This window comes from Sphingomonas sp. BL-S-05, from assembly GCF_055521695.1.
Genome location: NZ_CM145499.1, coordinates 2,043,876 through 2,060,768 on the forward strand (window position 1 = coordinate 2,043,876; position 16,893 = coordinate 2,060,768).

At 66.6% G+C, this 16,893-nt stretch carries 13 protein-coding genes and 1 pseudogene; 11 read left to right on the top strand and 3 right to left on the bottom strand.

The features are described from left to right. Positions 1–57 precede the first annotated feature (57 nt). Positions 58–1,431, top strand: coding sequence for a glutamate--cysteine ligase (locus tag ACZ1JS_RS09525; RefSeq protein WP_465165867.1), 1,374 nt, complete (start codon positions 58–60; stop codon positions 1,429–1,431). Between the two features lie 123 nt (positions 1,432–1,554). Further along, entirely contained in the window at positions 1,555–3,957 is a 2,403-nt protein-coding gene (locus ACZ1JS_RS09530) for a TonB-dependent receptor (RefSeq protein ID WP_465165868.1), read from the top strand. An 18-nt stretch (positions 3,958–3,975) separates the two neighbouring features. On the opposite strand, the gene ACZ1JS_RS09535 is transcribed toward ACZ1JS_RS09530, so the two are convergent. After that, positions 3,976–5,292 (bottom strand): methyltransferase family protein, encoded by a 1,317-nt coding sequence (locus ACZ1JS_RS09535; RefSeq protein WP_465165869.1) that lies wholly within the window; start codon positions 5,290–5,292, stop codon positions 3,976–3,978. 48 nt (positions 5,293–5,340) lie between these two features. On the opposite strand from ACZ1JS_RS09535, the gene ACZ1JS_RS09540 reads away from it, so the two are divergent. The 3 genes from ACZ1JS_RS09540 (at position 5,341) to ACZ1JS_RS09550 (ending at position 8,706) form a co-directional block, all read left to right on the top strand. After that, positions 5,341–7,272 (top strand): M61 family metallopeptidase, encoded by a 1,932-nt coding sequence (locus ACZ1JS_RS09540; protein WP_465165870.1) that lies wholly within the window; start codon positions 5,341–5,343, stop codon positions 7,270–7,272. Between the two features lie 138 nt (positions 7,273–7,410). After that, positions 7,411–7,986 carry an inorganic diphosphatase gene (gene ppa / locus ACZ1JS_RS09545; RefSeq protein ID WP_242116706.1) on the top strand — a complete coding sequence of 192 codons (576 nt, stop codon included), beginning with the start codon at positions 7,411–7,413 and terminating at the stop codon, positions 7,984–7,986. A 27-nt stretch (positions 7,987–8,013) separates the two neighbouring features. Further along, positions 8,014–8,706: a TIGR02466 family protein gene (locus ACZ1JS_RS09550; RefSeq protein ID WP_465165871.1), complete on the top strand. Its 693-nt coding sequence runs from the start codon at positions 8,014–8,016 to the stop codon at positions 8,704–8,706. Positions 8,707–8,769: 63 nt separating this feature from the next. Here ACZ1JS_RS09550 and ACZ1JS_RS09555 read toward each other — a convergent pair. Further along, positions 8,770–9,653, bottom strand: a pseudogene (locus tag ACZ1JS_RS09555) (DMT family transporter). A gap of 121 nt (positions 9,654–9,774) precedes the next feature. Between ACZ1JS_RS09555 and ACZ1JS_RS09560 the strand changes: the two are divergent. Further along, positions 9,775–10,413 carry a DUF1345 domain-containing protein gene (locus tag ACZ1JS_RS09560; protein ID WP_465165872.1) on the top strand — a complete coding sequence of 213 codons (639 nt, stop codon included), beginning with the start codon at positions 9,775–9,777 and terminating at the stop codon, positions 10,411–10,413. 28 nt (positions 10,414–10,441) lie between these two features. On the opposite strand, the gene ispG is transcribed toward ACZ1JS_RS09560, so the two are convergent. Further along, positions 10,442–11,566: a flavodoxin-dependent (E)-4-hydroxy-3-methylbut-2-enyl-diphosphate synthase gene (gene ispG, locus ACZ1JS_RS09565; RefSeq protein WP_465165873.1), complete on the bottom strand. Its 1,125-nt coding sequence runs from the start codon at positions 11,564–11,566 to the stop codon at positions 10,442–10,444. A gap of 102 nt (positions 11,567–11,668) precedes the next feature. Here ispG and ACZ1JS_RS09570 point away from each other — a divergent pair, with 102 nt between their 5' ends. The 5 genes from ACZ1JS_RS09570 (at position 11,669) to ACZ1JS_RS09590 (ending at position 16,841) form a co-directional block, all read left to right on the top strand. Next, positions 11,669–12,835, top strand: coding sequence for an acyltransferase family protein (locus ACZ1JS_RS09570; protein WP_465165874.1), 1,167 nt, complete (start codon positions 11,669–11,671; stop codon positions 12,833–12,835). 34 nt (positions 12,836–12,869) lie between these two features. Then, positions 12,870–13,808 carry an isoaspartyl peptidase/L-asparaginase family protein gene (locus tag ACZ1JS_RS09575; RefSeq protein ID WP_465165875.1) on the top strand — a complete coding sequence of 313 codons (939 nt, stop codon included), beginning with the start codon at positions 12,870–12,872 and terminating at the stop codon, positions 13,806–13,808. Between the two features lie 43 nt (positions 13,809–13,851). Next, entirely contained in the window at positions 13,852–14,694 is an 843-nt protein-coding gene (locus ACZ1JS_RS09580; protein WP_465165876.1) for a S1/P1 nuclease, read from the top strand. Positions 14,695–14,788: 94 nt separating this feature from the next. After that, positions 14,789–15,085, top strand: a complete 297-nt coding sequence (locus ACZ1JS_RS09585; RefSeq protein WP_465165877.1) for a hypothetical protein — start codon at positions 14,789–14,791, stop codon at positions 15,083–15,085. A gap of 91 nt (positions 15,086–15,176) precedes the next feature. After that, complete coding sequence (locus ACZ1JS_RS09590; protein WP_465165878.1) at positions 15,177–16,841, top strand: sensor domain-containing diguanylate cyclase; 1,665 nt, start codon at positions 15,177–15,179, stop codon at positions 16,839–16,841. Positions 16,842–16,893: the final 52 nt, after the last annotated feature.

The window sequence follows — 16,893 nt, forward strand, 5'->3', positions numbered from 1 at the left end:
CCGATATCAACGACAGCCCCCTAGCGTCGCCCCTCCACCCCGTTTATGGGCGCGACCATGAGCACGAAGACCGTTTCGGACAGCAACGCAGCGGCCATCGAGGACCGCTCGCAACTGATCGCCTATTTCGCGGGGGGCGAGAAGCCGGCGGAACGCTGGCGGATCGGTACCGAGCACGAGAAATTCGTCTACCGCACTCGCGATCATGCTGCGCCGTCCTATGACGAACCGGGCGGAATCCGCGACCTGCTCGCCGGCCTCGAACGCTTCGGCTGGCGTCCGGTCGAAGAGGGCGGCAAGGTCATCGCGCTGACCGGCAAGGACGGATCGGTCAGCCTCGAACCTGCCGGGCAGTTCGAACTGTCGGGCGCACCGCTCGAAAACCTGCACCAGACCTGTGCCGAAACCGGCCGGCATCTCGATCAGGTGAAGGCGGTCGGCGACGAACTCGGCCTCGGCTTCCTCGGTCTCGGCATGTGGCCCGACAAGCGCCGCGACGAACTGCCGATCATGCCCAAGGGCCGCTATGGCATCATGCTGAACCATATGCCGCGCGTCGGCACCATGGGCCTCGACATGATGCTGCGTACCTGCACCATCCAGGTGAACCTCGACTATTCAAGCGAGGCGGACATGGTGCGGAAATTCCGCGTCGGCCTCGCGCTACAGCCGCTCGCGACCGCGCTGTTCGCCAATTCGCCCTTTACCGAAGGGCTGCCCAACGGCCAGCTTTCCTATCGCTCGCACATCTGGTCCGACACCGATCCGGCGCGCACCGGCATGCTGCCCTTCGTGTTCGAGGACGGCTTCGGCTATGAACGCTATGCCGACTATGCGCTCGATGTGCCGATGTACTTCGTCTATCGCGACGGCCGCTATATCGACGCCGCCGGCCTGTCGTTCCGCGACTTTCTGAAGGGCGAACTGGCGGTCCTGCCGGGCGAGAAGCCGACGATGGACGACTGGGCCGACCATCTCTCGACCGCTTTCCCCGAAGTGCGGCTGAAGACCTTCCTCGAAATGCGCGGTGCCGATGGCGGTCCATGGGGGCGCATCTGCGCGCTGCCCGCCTTCTGGGTGGGGCTGCTCTACGACCAGGGCGCGCTCGACGCGGCATGGGATCTGGTCAAGGGCTGGTCGATCGACGACCGGCAGGCGCTGCGCGACGCGGTCCCGGCGCTCGGTCTCGACGCGCCGCTGCCCGGCGGCGGTCGCCTGCGCGATGTCGCTGGCGAGGTGCTCGACATCGCCGGACGCGGCCTTTCCGCCCGTCGGCGCCTCGGTCCCTCGGGCGAGGACGAAAGCGGCTTCCTCGAACCGCTGCGCGAAGTCGTCCGGTCGGGCAAGGTCCCGGCACAGGTGCTGCTCGACAGGTTCGCCGGCGAATGGGCCGGCGACCTGACGAACGTCTACGACGAATACAGCTTCTGATATCCGGCTTCCGGATAACGATTTTCCTTATTCATCGAACTGCAATCGGTTTCACGCGTAACTGTCACCGACGACGCATAGGCGACCCCGGCCCGCGTTTCCGCGGTTCCGGGAGGGAATTTGATGTTGTCCGTAACCTTGCAGGCGCGCCGCCGCGCGCGCCTGTCGCTTGCCTCTTCGCTTGCGTCGCTGATCCTCGTCGCCCCTGCGGCGGCGCAGCAGATCGCGCCGCAGCCTGCCGCCGACGCTTCGACCGGGACGGACGATCAGGCCGACGGCACCGTCGTCGTGACCGGCAAGCGCACGACGCGCTCGGCCGTCGTCCTCGAAGCTGCGGAGATCCAGAAGGTCCTGCCCGGCGTCAATCCGGTCAAGGCGATCCAGACGCTGCCCGGCGTACAGTTCGAAACCGCCGATCCATGGGGTAACAACGAACAGAATATCGCGCTGTTCGTCCACGGCTTCAACCAGAACCAGCTGGGCTTCACCCTCGACGGCGTGCCGCTCGGCGACCAGTCCTACGGCAATTTCAACAGCCTGTCGCCGCAGCGCGCGGTCATCAGCGAAAATGTCGCGCGCGTCCGCCTGACCGCCGGTGCCGCCGACCTCGCCACCGCATCGGCCAGCAATCTCGGCGGCGGTCTGGAAACCTATACCGGCGATCCGGCAGCGGAAATGGGTGGCCGTTTCGGCCAGACCTTCGGCAGCTACGACGCCAGCCGCAGCTATCTGCGCCTCGACACCGGCCGTTTCGACGCGCTGGGCGGCAGCAACGCGCTCTACATCTCGGGCGTCCGCCAGAACGCCCGCGCCTGGGAATTCGACGCCCGGCAAAAGGGGTGGCAGGCCAACGCCAAGTTCGTCCACACGACGCCGACCACCACGCTGACCGGCTATTTCGCGTACAGCCAGAAGGACGAACCGAACCAGGATTCGGTCGCGCGCAACACCGGCAGCTTCGAACCCTATTACCGCACCGTCCTCTATCCCGACTGGCAGCGGGCGCTCGCCTATCTGGATGCGAACGGTGCCCCGCCGTCGAATAACCCGGCCAACTACACCAACTATTATGGCGACGCGCAGCGTACCGACTATCTCGCCTATCTGAAGCTCGAACAGAAGCTTGGCGACGGCATCGTCTTCAAGCTCCAGCCCTATTACCATCATGACGATGGTCAGGGGCAGATCGTCGGCCCGATCTCGGTCGCGGGCCTGCCGGGGCTGTTCCGCATCTATTATCCGGGTCAGAATCTGAAGCAGGTCTTCGGCAATTCGGGCTATGCGCTGCGCACCACCGAATATGGCATCAGCCGCGTCGGTTCGATGGCGGCGGTGACCGTCACCAGCGGCGACCATGTCTTCGACATTGGCGGCTGGTACGAACATAATCGCAATACCATCTTCCGCCGCTGGTATGCGGTCCCGGTCGGCAGCCCGCCCTCGCCCTATGAATATGCCGACCCGGCGCTACGCCGGCTGACCCAATATGCCAGCGTCACCGAATATGATCTGGTCCAGCTGCACGTGCAGGACCGGTGGCAGGTGACCCCGGCCCTCGCGATCGAGGGCGGCTTCAAATCCAGCCTGCAATTCGCCGAAGGCCGCATTCCGGTCCAGCCGCTGCCGGGCGCGCTGCCCGGATCGTCGACCGGTTTCCCGGAGGGACAGCTCGACACCCGCAAATGGTTCCTGCCCGCGATCGGCGCGGTGTGGGACGTGACGCCCAACGACCAGCTGTTCGGCCACATCCAGAAGAATGTGCGCCAGTTCCAGGCGTCGGTCGCCGCCGGCCTGTCGCCCTTCGCCGTCGGCAGCCAGCAGGCGTTCGACCAGATCAAGGCGAACACCCAGCCCGAATCGTCATGGACCTACGAAGCCGGCATCCGCTCGCGCCACAATGTCGATCTCGGCCCGATCACCGCGATCGAGGGTCAGTTGAGCGCCTATCACGTCGATTTCAGCAACCGCCTGCTGCAGATCAGCGCGACGCCGGTCATCGCCTCGGTCATCGGCGGCGTGTCGATCCTGCAGAATGTCGGCGGCGTCACGACCAACGGCATCGATGCCGCGGCGACGTTGCGCTTCGGCCCCGGCTTCTCGATCTACAATGCGCTGTCGTACAACCGGTCGCGGTATGACGACGACTATGTCAGCGGCACGACCACCATCGCGACGGCGGGCAAGGACGTGCCGAACGTCGCCCGCTGGCTGAACAAGACCGTCGTCACCGCCGCCTCGGGTCCGTTCGAGGTCCAGGCGATCGGCGATTTCGTCGGCCGCCGCTTCGCGACCTATACCAACGACCAGTCGGTACCGGGCCGCTATCTCGTCAGCCTGCAGGCCAGCTACACGTTGCCCGAAACCCTCGGGCTGGGCCTGCGCAACCCGCGCCTGTCGGTCAACATCACCAACCTGACCGATCGCAAGGGCGTCTACGAAATCATCGTGGGTGCCGCCGCGCGGACCTTCAACACCTATGCGCAGCCGCCGCGCATGGCGTTCTTCACCCTGTCGGGCGGGTTCTGATCGGGTCGGGCGGGGGCGTCACGCCCCCCGCCCGATCCCAAGTCGGGCAAGGGCGCGCGGGATGGCGCCATGGCGCGTCATCCAGCCGCTATAGGCGCGATAGACCGGGTCGGCACCCAGATGCCGTTCCTCGGTCTTCGCCCGCCAGTAATAGACGCCGCTGACCGCCGCCATGATCGCGGTGTTGCGCGCCGCCTCGGTCCAGCTGTCCGCCGTCGTCAGCACGGGAACCGTCGAAATCCACCAGAACAGGTTCTTCGACAGATAGGCCGGATGCCGGCTGAACGCATAGGGTCCGTGGGTCAGGATGCCGCGATGCGTCAGGTTCGAAAAGCGCAGGCCGAACGCCATCGTCGCCCACGCATAGATGGCGGTCAGCCCCACCAGCACCGCGCCGGTGATCCACAGCAACACCGGCTGATTGGCGAACCAGTGCGTCCAGTCCGCCGTCCCCGGATGGTAATCGAGCGGCCCGCCATCGGCCATCAGGATGAACGGCGGATAGCAGATCAGCGCCGCCGCCCAGCCGGCGGCATAGGGCGTGGCGGTGCGGATATGGCTGTCGAGCGGCCGCATCGCGAGGATATAGCCGGCGGTCGCGAACGCCACGTCGACCACGAACATGAAGGTGATGAGCCAGTTCGCCAGCGGCACCGGCCCGGTCAGGATGTCGGCGCGCTGGGTGCGGATGAACTCGCCGAACCCCGGCGGTACGATGGCGATCATGAAGGCGAGGAAGAACGCCTTCACCGCCCAGCCGCGCAGATGGTTATAGATTGCTTCCCGGTCGATCGGCTCGGGCAGGTGCATCGCCCATGCCCCCAGCGCCCAGCACCCGTCCTTCGGATCGACCAGCCGCCGGTCGATCCACAGCATGTACGGGATCGACAACAGGAACAGCGGCACCGCCGCCCATTCGAACGCCCACATCGAAAAGGCGAACCCGCCCTCCCAGTAAAACCGCCCGGTCGCATAGACGCCCGCGATCGCGCCCCAGGTCAGCCATAGCCCGGCAAGCTTGGTCAGGCTGATCTCGACCGTTTCGCGCCACGGCCGGACGTTGCTCCAGTCGATGCCCGTCGACGGGTTGCGATGCACCCTGTCGATCAGCAGCGACCACAGCACCATCGGAACGGCACAGGCGGCGACATTGACCAGCGCCGCATAGGGTCCGTCCATCCCGTAATGCCACGCAACCGCGATCCAGCAGCACAGCCCCGCCAGCCCGGCCAGCCCCACGCCGGTCGATACCGCCGATGCGGGCCGGGATTCGGGTTCGGCTTGCGTAGCCAACGACTTGGCGTGATACATGGTGCCATCCGCTATCACCGACATGGTAAGCATCCGGTGAAGCATATCCGCGTCCGAAGGAAGTCCCTGCCCTTGCGTACCCATTCGCTGCGTATCCCGCTGACCGCATTGCTGCTGACCACCGCCCTGCCCGCCACGGCCCAGATCAACCCGCCGGGCAACACCCTGCCGCAACCGACCCCGATCGTCGACACCGTGCCGGTGGCGCGCGACATCGACTATCCCGGCACGATCAAGCTCGACGTCGATGCGACCGATACCGTGCAGGGCATTTTCCGCGTGAAGGAAACGATCCCGGTGGCCCGCAGCGGCCACATGGTGCTGATGATGCCGAAATGGCTGCCCGGCAAACATGGTCCGCGCGGCGAGATCGAGAAGCTGGCCGGCCTCGTCGTCCGCGCCAATGGCCGCGAGCTGCCCTGGACCCGCGACGTCCTCGACATGTATTCCTTCCATATCGACGTACCCGCCGGTGCGCGGAATCTCGACGTGCAGTTCCAGTTCCTGTCGGCGCAGCAGGGCGATCAGGGGCGCATCGTCGTCACCCCCGAAATGCTGAACCTGCAATTCGAAGCGGTCAGCCTGTACCCGGCGGGCTATTACACCCGTCGTATCCCGATCGAGGCGTCGGTGCGCTATCCGGCCGGCTGGACCGCCGCATCGGGCCTGCCGTCGAAGCTGCAGGGCGGTGTCTATAAGTACGATCGCACCAGCTACGAAACGCTGATCGACTCGCCGGTGTTCGCGGGCAAATATTTCAAGCGCTTCCCGCTGACCGACCGCGTCGGGTTGAACGTCGTCGCCGACAAGCCGTCCGAACTGGCGGCCACCCCCGATCAGATCGCGGCACATACCCGGCTGGTCGAACAGGCGGTGAAGCTGTTCGGCGCGCAGCATTACGACAAGTATGAATTCCTGCTGTCGATCACCGACAAGATGGGCTCGATCGGGCTCGAACATCATCGCAGCTCGGAGAACGGCGTCGATCCCGGCTATTTCACCGACTGGAATTCGGGACCGGGCGAACGCAACCTCCTGCCGCACGAATTCACCCATAGCTGGGACGGGAAATACCGTCGCGGCGCCGACCTGTTCACCCCCGACTTCCGCACCCCGATGCGCAACTCGCTGCTCTGGGTCTATGAAGGGCAGACGCAATTCTGGGGCTATGTGCTGCAGGCGCGCTCGGGGCTGGTGTCGAAGCAGGATACGCTCGACGCCTATGCCGATATCGCCGCCGCACTGGACGCGCGCGAGGGGCGGCAGTGGCGCCCGCTGATCGACACCACCAACGATCCGGTCATCACCGCCCGCCGCCCCAAGGGCTGGGTCAGCTGGCAGCGGTCGGAGGATTATTACAACGAAGGGCTGCTGGTGTGGATGGAGGTCGACTCGATGCTCCGCAAACAGTCGGGCGGCACCCGGTCGATGGACGATTTCGCCCGCGCCTTTTTCGGGGTGCGCGACGGCGACTGGGGCGTGTTGCCCTATACGCTGGGCGATGTGGTCAAGACGCTGAACGGCATCCAGCCCTATGACTGGGCCGGCTTCCTCGACAAGCGGCTGAACGCCCGCACCGATCGCGCGCCGATCGACGGCTTCGCCGCCAATGGCTATCGCCTGATCTACACCGACACCCCGACCTCCTATCTGAAGGGACGCGAGAAGAGCACGGGCGGCGTGTCGCTACCCTATTCGCTGGGTCTCGGCGCGAACAAGGATGGCAAGGTGACCAGCGTGATCTGGGGCAGCCCCGCGTTCAAGGCCGGGTTCGAGATCGGCACGACCATCGTCGCGGTCAACGGCAGCGCCTACACCCCCGACCGGCTGCGCGATGCGGTGGGCGCGGCGAAGGGTACGAAGGAGCCGATCCTGCTGACCGTCAACATGAACGAAGCGGTGCGCGAGATCGCGGTCCCCTATCATGACGGGCATCGCTATCCCCGTCTGGAAAAGGTCGGTCAGGGCGATGGCGGGCTCGACCGGCTGCTTGCCGCGAAATGATCGTCGACCGGGCGGTCCCGTTGCGGGACCACCCGGTTGACCATGCGACGATTCCAAACAAAACGTGCTTCAACGGCCGATAATTCCGGGTAAAGGGCGCGATACTCACGCGTCCGTGCGAGAAAAGGGAGACTATCAATGCGCATCGACATGGTGCCGGTCGGCGACAATCCGCCGAGCAGCCTGAACGTCATCATCGAAGTTCCGACCGGCGGCGAACCGGTAAAGTATGAATTCGACAAGGCTTCGGGCGCGCTGTTCGTCGACCGCATCCTGCACACGCCGATGCGCTATCCGGCGAATTACGGCTTCGTGCCGCACACCCTGTCGCCCGACGGCGATCCGCTCGACGCGCTGGTCGTGTCGCGCTCGCCCTTCATCCCCGGCTGCGTCGTCCGCGCCCGGCCGATCGCGGTGCTGAACCTCGAGGACGAAGCCGGCGGCGACGAAAAGCTGGTGTGCGTGCCGGTCGACTCGACCTTCCCCTACTACAGCAACGTCGGCGAAAAGACCGACCTGCCCGAGATCGTGTTCGAACAGATCGAACATTTCTTCACCCACTATAAGGACCTCGAAAAGAAGAAGTGGGTCCGCATCGGCACGTGGGGCGGCGCCGAGGAAGCCAAGCGCATCACGCTCGAGGCGATCGAACGCTACAACGAAGCCAAGGCGCAGGGCGAAGAGCCGCACGACTACGAAGTACCGGGTCGCTGATCCGATAACGGACCCCGGGGGCAGGACATGGCGCAGCCGATGTCGGATCGCGGCACAACCGCAACCGGCCTGCCCCCCGATGCGCTGCGGGTCCGCGCGGCCCAGCTCGGGCTGTTCGAAACGCCGATCCTGCACGCACAGGTGCAGGATGCCGGTGCGATCGACGCCGATCTGCGCCGCGCGATCCTGTCGCGTGCCGCGGGCGATGCCGATGGACTGAACCGGTCGAACGTCGGCGGCTGGCACAGCGACACCGAAATGCTGCGTTGGGGCGGCAACGCCGCCGAACGCCTCGCCGACCTCGCCATCCGCATGGCGCGTCGCGCCTCGCACTTCGAAGGGCGCGATCCCGCCCTCGTCGAATGGAGCGTACGGATGTGGGCGAATATTTCCCCACCCGGTGCACTGAACACAAGCCACGCCCACCCCGGCGTCCTGTGGGCCGCGGTCTATTATGTCGACATGGGTGCCGATCCGGCCGACCGCGATGCCGGCGGCGAACTCTATTTCGAGGACCCCCGCTTTCCGGTGACCATGATGCGCCTGCCCGGCTTTCGCATGGTCGGCACCGATGGCCAGCCGCAGTCGAACGAACGCCGCCTGCCCACGCGCGCCGGCGACCTTGTGCTGTTTCCGTCCTGGTTGCGGCATGGTGTCCGCCCGCACAACGGCACCCGCGACCGCATCTCGATCGCGATGAACATCGACGTCAAGGGTTAGGACGCCCCGCCCTTCATCCGCCGCCAGGTCACGCGACCCATCCCGGCAGGCGCGCGTCCGCGATCATGCCCCCGCCTCGCTCTGCACCGTCGGCACCCGCCGCCGCACCGCCACCACGCAGCCCGCGACGATCAGCAGCGCCCCGATCAGCGTATAGAGCGACACCGTCTCGCCGAACGCCACCCATCCCGCCAGCGCCGCCCACACGAACGCGCTGTATTCGACCGGGGCCAGCACCTGCGCCTCGGCCCGCGCATAGGCCCAGGCGAGCGCCATGACCGACGCGATGTTGAGCAGGATCGCCCCCAGCAGCGGACCAGCTGCGCCGGCGCGGGCACCGTGCCCAGCCATGGCGCCGCCGGCAGCAGCATTCCCCCAATCACCAGATTGGCGAACAACGCGACCTCGACCGGATCGGCGACTTGCGCCTGCCGCCGCAACAGGATCAGGCTGCCGGCATAGAGCACCGACGCGGCGACGCAGGCGAGGCTGCCGAGCACCGCCTGCGTCGACGCATCGGCCTGCACCTCCCCCGCCGCGATGACCAGCACGCCCGCCGATGCGATCACCGACCCGATGATCGCCGCGCGGCGGATCGTCTCGCCGAGGAACAATGCCGCCAGATACAGCGCGATCAACGGCGCCAGAAAGGTCAACGCCACGCCCTGCGCCATCGGCACCCGCGCAAGTCCCCAGAAAAACAGGACAACTGACGACCCGGCGGCGAGCCCCCGCCCGAGGTGCAGCTTAAGCGTCGGCCACGCCGGCCAGCGCCGCCCGAGCGCGACGAACAGGACACCGCACAACGCCGCCCCACCGACCGACCGCCACAGCACCGCGTTATACGCACCGCTATCGATCGACAGCTGCTTCATCAGCGCATCCATCACCGTATAGACCGCGATCCCCGACGCCGCGACGAGGAAGGCGCGCAAGGTTGCGGACATGAGCGGATCCTTCGGTGGAGAGCGGTGTCCCCGCTGTCGTCTGTGAAGCAACGCAACGCAAGCTCCTCCCCGGTACGGGGAGGAATTGTCCCGTCGTTACTGCCACGATACACCCGCACCTATGCCCCTGAACCTTGGCCAGCGCCTTGCGCCCGCACGTTTCGTCGCCTTTGCCGCGGTCGCCATCGCCGCAGGTTGCTGGGCGCTGCCCGCCTTTGGCTGGCGGATCGGCGTACCGCTCGCCTTTGACATCGCGGCGGTCGTGTTCCTGCTGTCCTGCGTGCCGCTGCTCGGCGCCTCGGCCGACCGGATGCGGCAGGCGGCGCGGCGCAACGACGCCAATCGTCCGCTGCTGCTGATTCTGTCGGCAGCGATCGCCTTGGTGCTGCTGACAGCGATCGCGATCGAACTGGCGCAGCGCGGCACCCCCGAACCGCAGGTGGTGGTGCTGGTCGTCGCGACGCTGCTGCTCGCCTGGGCGTTCGCCAACACCATCTACGCGCTGCATTATGCGCATCTGTTCTACACCGCCGACGGCGCGGGCGGGGATAGCGGCGGCATCGACATGCCCGGCACCGACGAACCCGATTACTGGGACTTCGTCTATTTCGCCTTCACGCTGGGCATGACGTTCCAGACGTCGGACGTGTCGATCACCTCGCGCACCATGCGCCGCACCGTGACCGGCCACTGCCTGATCGCGTTCGTGTTCAATCTGGGGGTGGTCGCGTTCAGCGTGAACGTGCTGGGCGGGTCGTAAGCCGAAAGCCTACGCCCGAACCCATCGATCACTCCGCCGCCTGCGGCATCCCCGCATTCGCCGCCTCGATCTCCGCCGCCTTGGCCTCGACCAGCTTGACGATATGGTCGATCATGTCGGCGTCCTGGACATGGTGGTCGGTGACCCCCGACAGATAGACCATGTGCCGGCCATTGCCGCCGCCGGTGATGCCGATATCGGTCTCGCGCGCCTCGCCGGGGCCGTTGACTACGCAGCCCAGCACCGACAGTGACATCGGCGTGCGGATATGCTGCAACCGTTCCTCCAGCGCCTGCACGGTGCGGATCACGTCGAAACCCTGCCGCGCGCAGGACGGGCACGACACGACGCGCACACCGCGATTGCGGATGCCCAGCGCCTTCAGGATCTCGAAGCCGACGCGCACTTCCTCTTCCGGCTCGGCCGACAGCGACACGCGGATCGTGTCGCCGATCCCGAACCACAGCAGCGATCCGATGCCGATCGACGACTTGACCGTCCCGCCGACGAACCCGCCCGCCTCGGTGATGCCCAGATGCAGCGGGCAGTCGACCATCTCGGCCAGCTGCTGATAGGCCGCGACCGCGAGGAACAGGTCGGACGCCTTCACCGCGACCTTGAACTCGTGGAAGTCGTGGTCCTGCAACAGCTTGATATGGTCCATCGCCGACTCGACCAGCGCGTCGGGGCATGGCTCGCCATATTTTTCGAGCAGATGCTTTTCGAGGGAGCCGCCGTTCACGCCGATGCGGATCGCACAGCCATTGGCCTTGGCCGCGCGGACGACCTCGGCAACGCGCTCGTTCGATCCGATATTGCCCGGATTGATCCGCAGGCAGGCCGCCCCTGCGTCCGCAGCTTCGAGCGCGCGCTTGTAGTGGAAATGGATGTCGGCGACGATCGGCACCCGCGCGGCGCGGGTGATCTGCCGCAGCGCCGCGGTGCTCGCCACGTCGGGGCACGATACGCGGATGATATCGGCCCCCGCCTCTTCGCAGCGGCGGATCTGGTCGATCGTCGCCACCGCGTCGGAGGTTTCGGTATTGGTCATCGTCTGCACCGTGACCGGCGCGTCGCCGCCGACGGGGACGTTGCCGACCATGATCTGGCGGCTCTGCCGGCGGTGGATATCGCGCCAAGGGCGGATCGACATGGTAAATTCTCGCTAACGCTTCGGTTATCTCTGCCCAGTATAGGGCGGCATTGCGTCAGGCGAAAGTCGCATGGCCGTGCAGCGGGGAATGACAGGGAGCGCATGACATCGGCGGGCCGCCATTACGGGCTGGACTGGCTGCGCATCGTCGCGTTCGCCATGCTGATCCCCTATCACGTCGCGCTGGCGTTCAGCCCGTGGCACTGGATCGTGTCGTCGGGCCATGTCTATCCGGCGCTGGTTGCGCCGATGGCGGCGCTGACGCCGTGGCGGCTGGGGCTGTTGTTCGCAGTATCGGGCTATGCCAGCGCAATGTTGTTCGGTCGTGCCCAGGGGGCGGCGGATTTCGCCTTCGACCGGTCGCGGCGGCTGCTGGTCCCGCTGATGTTCGGCATGGTCGCGATCGTCCCGCTCGAAATGTGGGTGCGGGTGCGCGAGACCGGCTATGCCAGCGACTATCTGCATTTCTGGCTGTTCGACGCCTGGACCAGCGGCACGCATTGGGGCGTCGAATTTCCCAGTTGGGAACATCTCTGGTTCCTCGTCTATCTCTGGACCTACACCATGGTCGTCGCGGGGGTAACCGCGTCGCGTCGGGCGCTGGCCGCGCTCGACCGGACGGCGATGTGGCTGGCGATCGGCAGACGGCTGCTATGGGCGCCGATAGCGACGATCGTCGCGCTGCGGCTGGCGCTGCTGTTCCTCGTCCCTGAACGGCAGGGGTTGTTGCGCGACTGGGCCGGGCATTCGCAATTCCTGACGCTGTTCCTTCTCGGTTTCCTGATCGCGCGCCATCCGCCGCTGTGGCGAGCGCTGCATCGCTGCTGGCCCCCCGCCGCCCTGCTGGCGCTGCTGGGCGGCGGCGTGGCGATCGGGGTAGAGGTCGCTTATCCGGGAACCGCCGTGCCGCCGCACGCGCTGATGGTCGCCAGCCGCGCGGGACGGTCGGTCATGGCATGGGGAATGGTCGTCACCCTGTTCCACCTGGCCGATGCCCATGCCAATCGTGACCATCGCTGGCGCCGGACGCTCGGGCAGGCGGTGTTCCCCGCCTATATCGTCCACCACCCCGCGATCGTTCTGGCGACCTGGTCTACCCTTCCGCTGGCAATGGCACCGGGGATACAGGCGGCGGTGATCCTGACCGCGACGATCGCCGCCTGCGGCGCGACCGTCGCGCTCGCCCGGCTGGTGCCTGTGTTCGGCATCCTGGTCGGGGTCGCCGCCCGCCCCGTGCGACGGGGTGGCACCGCCCCCGCGATCTGCTAGCAGGCCCGGCACATAACCGTAGCAGGATGAAACCATGTCGAGTGCCCCCGCCCCCCGCTGGACCCTGTTGGTGCATGGCGGCGCCGGCATCCTGACCCGCGACACCGTCAGCGCACAGACCGACGCCGCCGCCCGCGCCGGTCTCGACGCGGCGCTTGCCGCCGGCGAAACTGTCCTCGCGTCCGGGGGCAGCGCGCTCGATGCGGTCGAGGCGGCGGTACAGGTGCTGGAGGACGATCCGACCTTCAATTCCGGGCGTGGCGCGGTCTTCACCTTCGACGGCGCGATCGAGCTCGACGCCGCGATCATGGACGGCGCCACCCGTGCGGCCGGTGCCGTCGCCGGCGTCACCCGGACCCGTCATCCGGTCAGCCTCGCCCGCGCCGTCATGGACCACAGCCCGCACGTCCTGCTCGCCGGCAAGGGGGCCGACATCTTCGCCACCGAACAGAATGTCGAACAGGTCGATCCCGACTGGTTCGTCACCCCAGAACGCCGCGCGCAGCTCGATGCGATGAAGGCCAATCCCGATGGCTGGTTCGACGTCGACATGAAATATGGCACGGTCGGCGCGGTCGCGGTCGATGCCGCCGGCCATGTCGCCGCCGCCACTTCGACGGGCGGGGTGACCGGCAAGCGCTGGGGCCGGGTCGGCGACTCGCCGCTGATCGGTGCCGGCACCCATGCCGACGATCGCGCCTGCGCCGTCTCGGCGACCGGCGCGGGCGAATTCTTCATCCGCATCGGCGTCGCGCACGAGATTTCGGCGCGCATCCGCTTCACCGGCGAGGATCTGCAGACCGCCGCCGACCATGTCCTTGCCGAGACCAGAGCGCTCGGCGGCACCGGCGGAGTCATCGTCGCTGGCCCCAACGGCGACGTCGCATGGAGCTTCACCACGCCGGGCATGTATCGTGGTCGCGCCGGAAGCGACGGCACCCGCCGCACCGCCATCTATGGTGACGAAGGATAGCGCCCGGTTTCCATGCCGTACGACAGGCATTAAAGCCGGCATTATGATTCGCCGCCTGTTGCTTGCGGTCGCCTGTTTGTTCGCGACCTCCCCCGCTTACGCCTATTGGGAATATGGGCATCAAAGCGTCGCCACCATCGCGCGGCTGAACGTCCGCCCCGAAACCCGCGCCGCGATCGACCGCATCCTGCGGCATCAGGCGCTGCTCGAAACGCCCACCTGCCCGGCGCGCACCATCGAGGAAGCGAGCGTGTGGGCCGATTGCGTCAAGCCGCTCGGCGAACGCTTCAGCTACGCCTATTCATGGCATTACCAGAATGTCGACGTGTGCAAGCCGTTCGACCTGAAGGCCGCGTGCAAGGACGGCAACTGTGTCTCCGCGCAGATCGAGCGCGACGTGAAGCTGCTGAAAGACCCGAAGGTCCCGATGCGCGAGAAGGTAATGGCGCTCGTCTTTCTCGTCCATTTCGTCGGCGACCTGCACATGCCGCTCCATGCCGGCGATCGCGGCGATCTGGGCGGCAACCGCGTGAAGGGTGATTACGGCATCTATCATCCCGATCGCTTCAACCTGCATTCGATCTGGGACGGTCCGCTCGCCGAACGCGCGATCACCACCCCACCCTCAATCCTGCGCGCCTACACCCCCGCCGAACGCGCCCCCATCCAGGCCGGCAGCGTCGAGGACTGGAGCCGCGACAGTTGGCAGATCAGCCGCGACTATGCCTATGCCCCCGCGCTCGGCGGCGATGGCTGCGGCCCCAAGCCCGCCGGGCGGGTCAAGCTCGACGACGCGACCATCGCCCGGCTGGTGCCGGTGGCGCAGGGACAGGTAAAGAAAGGCGGTTTGCGCCTCGCCCGCCTGCTCGATGAGGCCTTGGGTTAAACCCTCCATCCAACCCCATTGCGCGTCGCGTCCGCGCATGTCAGCTTGGCCCCAGCCAACGACCGCGACCAAGCGGCGAGCGATAGGGGTGAGGATGCGGATTTACGTGACGATCGCGGCGGCGACGCTGCTGGCCGGATGCGGCCTGAGCCCGGCACAGGACGGTCCCGAACTGGTGGTGAGCGGCCCGAGCGAGGCCGTCGCCGCCTTCGTCCGGCAACAGGGTGCGCATAAGCCGAGCCGCGCGACGACCTTTCCGCAATCGGTCGGCCCCGGCCGGTCGAGCGCGCGGGTGATGACCCCGGCCGGCACCAGTGCGGACACGCTGCGCCAGCTTGCGCAGCAGGCGACGATGGCCGGCCTGACCGCCGCGGTCGTCGCCGCCAACTGACACCCGGCCCGAAAAACCAAACGCCGCGTTAACCGAATCTTGGCGCGTCGGATGGCATGCCGGCCGTATGCTATCGGCCTGTCGAACCCTGGTGATCGCGCTGTTCCTGGCGTGCGGTGCACTCGGCGCCGTGCCCGCACGTGCGCAGGCCGGGATCGTCGGCACACCGATCACGACCTGCATCAGCCGCGTCCAGCCCGGCGATACGGTCCGTGCGGTACTGGCACGGCCCGGCCGGTTCGATTGCACTTCTCGCCAGACCGATTTCGGGCCAGGCGATTACTGGGTCCTGTCGGGTCGCCTGCCCCGCCCCGCCGATCCGGCCGCGCCAATTCGCGTGCGGCAGGTCAGTTTGTGGCAGGATTCGCTTGCCGTCTATGCCATCGCCGCCAATGGTCGTATCACCGGTTCGCTCAGCGACAGCGTCGGCATTTCCCGGCATATCCAACTGGGAGCGATGATCGAACATCGCTTCACGCCGAATGGCGCGCCGATCGAACGGATTTTGTGGCGGGTCGGCGGCGCCAGCAATCTTCGTGGCATTTTAGTCGGGGCTCGGGTCGCCAGCGATGCCCAGAGCCAGCGGTCGAACGTGTTGCTCGCCGCGCTCTATGCCGGGTTCATCGGCCTGTGCGCAGGGCTGCTTTTCTATAACTTCGCGCTGTGGCGTGTGCTGCACCACGATTTCCAGATCGCCTATTGCGGAGTGCTCGCCTGCCTGATCATCTACGCCGGCTCCTCGTCCGGGTTCGTGGCATGGCTGCTTCCCGACCTCGACAACAACCGGCGCATCCTCACCAGCTATGTGGTGCTATCGTGGGGCATGGCCTCGGCACTCGCCTTTTGCGCCACCTTTTTCGAACGCCGCATCCTCGATGGCTGGCCGCTGAAGCTCATCTACGGCGTGATCGCCGTCTTCGGCACGCTCGGCGTACTGATGATCGCGGTCGGTCCGTTCGCTATCGCCCTGCTCGACCGCATCTTCTCGCTGACGATGTTCGTCGCGCCGGTGTCGGTCGCGCTGGTCGTGTGGCACGCATGGCGACGGCGCAGCGACTTCCTGTGGCTGTTCGCGCTCAGTTGGGCATCGCCGATGGTGATGCTGGTCTTCCGTTCGCTCTACAACCTCAATCTGCTGGATTGGAGTTTCTGGATCGACAATTCGACGCTGTTGGCGATGAGCATAGAGACACTGATGGCCAGCATCGCCATCGCCTATCGCATCCGTGTGCTCAGTCGCGAACGCGACGAAGCCGTGCGGCAGGAGGCGATCTCGCGTGAGCTCGCCGATACCGATCCGTTGACCGGCCTCCTCAACCGCCGCGCCTTCCTGTCGCGGGCGATCGCCGCGCAAGGACCGCGTACGCTGATGCTGTTCGACATCGACCATTTCAAACTGGTCAACGATACGATCGGCCATGACGGCGGCGACGAGGTGTTGCGCCAGTTCGCGCGCACGCTGCGCTTCCATGCCCCGCCCGGCGTGCTGGTCGCGCGGATGGGCGGCGAGGAATTCGCGCTGCTGGGACCGGAAGCGGCGATGCCCGATCCCGACGTGCTGCTCGCCAACGTCCGTGCGCAACGCCTGCCCTACGACCTGCGCGTCACCAGCAGCATCGGAATCTGCCACGGACCGCTCACCGACGAAAGTGACTGGAAACGCCTCTACCGCTTGGCTGACAAGGCGCTGTTCGAAGCGAAAGCCGCCGGCCGCGACCGGGCCGGCCGGGCACCGCCGCTCCCCCTCGCCGCCTGACCCCTGCCGCCTGCGATTACGGGTGGCGCAACCCGGCTTGCATGAAGCGCAA